A 4,113-nucleotide genomic window follows, 5' to 3' on the forward strand; every position below is an offset into this window, starting at 1 on the left:
TTGGCCGTAGGTGGCGAGGAGTGCTTGGGCTTCGATGGGGTCGCCGAGGGTGGTGCCGGTGCCGTGGGCTTCGACGGCATCGATGTCGGCCGGGGCGAGGTGGGCGGCGGCCAAGGCGGCCGCGATCACCTGCTCCTGGGAGGGGCCGTTGGGGGCGGTCAGCCCGTTGCTGGCGCCGTCCTGGTTGACCGCGCTACCGCGCATCACTGCCAGCACCGGATGGCCATTGCGTTCCGCGTCCGACAACCGTTCCAGGAGCAGGAAGCCGCCGCCCTCTGCCATCGCGGTACCGTCGGCGGCGTCGGCGAACGCCTTGACCCGGCCGTCGGGCGATAGTCCCCGCTGGCGGCTGAACTCCATGAAGATGCCAGGAGTCGACATGACGGTCACACCGCCCGCCAGAGCGAGGGGGCATTCGCCGTTGCGGAGCGCTTGGGCGGCCAGGTGCAGGGCGACCAGTGAGGACGAGCAGGCCGTGTCGACGGTGACAGCCGGTCCCTGAAGGCCGAACGAGTAGGAGACCCGGCCCGACAGCACGCTCCCGGAGATCCCTGTGCCGAGATAGCCCTCCACGCCCTCCGGCAGGTTCTGGCCGCGACCCAGGTAATCCTGACCGTTGGTACCCGCGAAGACCCCGGTGCCCGACCCTCGGAGCGACTTGGGGTCGATACCGGCCCGCTCGAAGACTTCCCATGCGGTCTCCAGGAGCAGCCGCTGCTGCGGGTCCATAGCGAGGGCCTCACGCGGGCTGATGCCGAAGAACTCCGCGTCGAAGGAGGTGACGTCGTCGAGGAAACCGCCTTGGCGGACGTACGACTTCCCTGGGGCTGCAGGATCCGGGTCGTAGAGAGATGCAGAATCCCAGCCGCGGTCATCGGGAAAGTCGGACATCGCATCGCGACCGTCGATGATCAACCGCCACAGCTCTTCCGGACTTGTCACGCCTCCTGGGAAACGGCAGCTCATCGCCACGATGGCGATGGGCTCCCGGTCCTTGGCGACCTGGTCGCGCAGCCGCTGCTTCGTCTCACGAAGATCTGCGGTAGCCCGCTTGAGATAATCACGCAGTTTCTGCTCGTTCATGATGCAAGCCACCTTCTGGTACGACGGAACTCGGGCACACTCACCGGATTCAGGAAATTCCCAGCTCGTTGTCGAGCACTTCGAAGAGATCTTCATCGGTGGCCGATTCGAGGTCTTGCTCGTCCTTGGCGGAGTTCTGTCGCCCGGAGGAGGCGCCGTCGAAGTCCCAGAGGAGGTCCCGCAAGCGCTGAACGATGGCGGAACGGCTCTCATCGGAATCGGGAATCGCGCGAAGTACCGGTGCCAGCCTGTCGAGTTCCTCAAGAGCGGACGCCGGGCCGCTATGGCCTCGTGGCTCCAGCCTGCCCAGCAGGTGCTCCGCCAGCCCAGCCACGGTCGGGTGATCGAATACCAAGGTCGTCGGCAGTCGGAGACCAGTGGCCGCGGTGAGCTGGTTGCGCAGTTCGACGGCAGTGACCGACTCGAATCCCAGGTCCCTGAAGGGGCGTTGGACGTCGACAACGTCCGGTGAGCTGTGTCCCAGGACAGCGGCGACCCTGGCGCGGACGAGCTCCGTCACGATCTCCCGTCGCTCGGCGTCGGCAAGACCGGCGAGCCGCCCCGCGAACGTCACGACGGAGGGTGATCCACCGCGCCTGATCGGTGCACGGACCAGGCCCCGCAGCAGGGGCGGCAGCGTGCCGGAAGCGGCATGGCCACGCAACTGGGGCAAGTCGAGTTCGGTTGGCACCAGGGTCGGCAGGCCGAGGCGGAGTGAGTCATCGAGGATTGCCAGAGCCTGGTGGGTCGACAGGGGCGCGATGCCCGACTGCGTCATGCGCGCCAGGTCGGCCTGGCTCAGACCGCTGCTCATGCCGTCCTCGCCCTCCCACGCGCCCCAGGCGAGAGAGATGGCCGGCAGCCCCAACGAGTGCCGGTGCTGGGCGAGTCCGTCGAGGAAGGCGTTGCCCGCCGCATAATTGGCCTGCCCAGGACTGCCGAGGACTCCGGAGAGCGACGAGAACAGGACGAATGCGCTCAGCCCGAGCGGCCGGGTGAGCTCGTGCAGGTTCCAGGCCGCGTCCACCTTCGGCCGGAGTACGGCATCGAGTCGGTTGGAGTCGAGGGAAGCGATGACCCCGCCGTCGACGACCCCCGCGGCGTGGAAGACCGCCGTGACTGGGTGCTCCGCCGGCACGTCGGCGAGCAAGGCCTCAAGGGTATCCCTGTCGGCGACATCACAGGACGACAGCGTGACCTGTGCACCCAATTCCTGCAGGTTCGCGACCAGTTCGTCGGCACCGGGCGCTGCTGAGCCGCTGCGGCTGACGAGCAGGAGGTGGCGCACACGGTGCTCGGTCACCAGGTGGGTGGCCAGCAGCCTGCCAAGGCCGCCCGTGGCACCAGTGATCAAAACCGTGCCACTCGGGTCGAGGACAGGCTGCTCGGCGTACCGCCCCGGCTCGGTCCGTACTAGGCGGGGAATGTGCAACCGCCCGTCGCGCAGGGCCAGTTGTGCCTCATCCGTTGCCAGCGCATCGGCGACAGCCGCAAGGGAGACGTCCTCGTCGTCGATGTCTAGGAGCACGATCCTGTCGGGGTGCTCGATCTGCGCGGTGCGGACAAGACCCCACAGCGACGCGGACCCCACGTCGTTGAGACTCTCCGTACGGTCCACGGCGACCGCGCCCCGGGTGATGACACCCAGCCGGCCAGATGCGTTGCGGTCGTCGGACAGCCAGTCCTGGACCAGCGACAGCACGCGTCCCGCAGTCGTACGGGCACGTACGGCCACCCCTGCCGTATCGACGGTGCTTGGAGCCTCGTCGTACGGCTGGAGCTCCAGCCCTGCCGCTCGGAGTGCGGCAGCGAGCCCCGGAAGAGCGGGGCCGAGGAGGGTGTATGGCCCGTGGGGCGCGCGCTGCGGTGAGGTGCCGGAATGTCGGGGCAGGGCAGGCCACTCGACATGGAAAAGGGAGTCTGGTCGAGCGTCATCCGTCCGGGCAGGCATGGCGGGCCGCAGCGTCACGGACTCGACGGTGGCGACGGGCGCCCCGCCCCCGTCGGCGACTGTCAGCGCGATGGCGCCCCGCCCCGCAGTGGACAGACGGACGCGCAGGGCGCCGGGCCCGGCGGAACAGATGGTGACGCCACGCCATGTGAATGCCGTCAGAGCGTCCTGACCGGGCTCCTGATGGGGGAAGAGCGCGGCCGCATGGAGGGCGGAGTCGAGCAGCGCGGGGTGGATGACGTGGCTGGGGACGGAGCTCTCGTAACCGGCGGGAAGGTCGATCTCGGCGTAGACCCGGCCATCGAGCTGCCATGCTGCGCGCAGCCCCTGGAAAGCAGGACCGTATCCGGAACCGCGCAGGGCGGCATCGGTGTAGAAGCCGTCCACAGGGATGGGGTGGGCGCCGGCTGGGGGCCATACGGAAAGGTCTTGGTCCGGCTCGAGGGACGCGCCACCGACGACGGGAGCGGTGGCCAGAGTTCCGGTGGCGTGGGTTACCCAGTTCCTCTCGGACGCCGGATCCCCCTCGGGCCGGGAGCGGATAGTCAGCTGCCGTCGGCCCTCGTTGTCCGCAGGCGCTACCGTGACGTGCAGGTGGAGAACGGACACGTTCCGGATCCAGAGCGGAGAGTCGAGAGTCAGCTCCTCGATGCCACCGCAGCCGACGTGCTCCGCGGCGCACAGCGCGATGTCGGCGAAGGCACTGCCGGGGAGTACGGCACGCTCCAGAAGCACATGGTCGACGAGCCACGGTGCGTTGTCAGACGCAAGGCGTCCGGTGAACAGATACCCGCCGTCGGGCAGCTCGGTCGCCGTCGCGAGCAGAGGGTGATCGAGGCCTTCGAGCCCGAGATCCGAGGCGTCTTCGACGGACACGGGAGGGTTCAGCCAGTATCGCTTGTGTTGGAAGGGGTAGGTGGGGAGGTCGGTGTGGTGGGCGTCGGTGCCTTTGAAGAATTCGGTCCAGTCGATCCGTATGCCCGAGGTGTGGAGTTGGGTGACTCCGGTGGTGAGTGTTTCTGCGTCTGGGTGTCCTTGGCGGAGGAGGGGGATGGTGGTTGCTGTGTCGAGGGTGTCTT

At 68.1% G+C, this 4,113-nt stretch carries 2 protein-coding genes; both read right to left on the bottom strand.

The annotated features are described in order from the left end of the window. Window positions 1-1,083 (bottom strand): beta-ketoacyl synthase N-terminal-like domain-containing protein (locus ACGFR7_RS37400; RefSeq protein WP_393328523.1); only part of this gene is annotated, 1,083 nt, incomplete at its 3' end. Window positions 1,084-1,132: 49 nt separating this feature from the next. Beyond that, on the bottom strand, window positions 1,133-4,113 hold a 2,981-nt coding region (locus tag ACGFR7_RS37405), incomplete at its 5' end, for a type I polyketide synthase (protein ID WP_393328526.1).

This window comes from Streptomyces sp. NPDC048516 (genome assembly GCF_043199875.1).
In the GTDB taxonomy this organism is placed as follows: Bacteria; Actinomycetota; Actinomycetes; order Streptomycetales; family Streptomycetaceae; genus Streptomyces.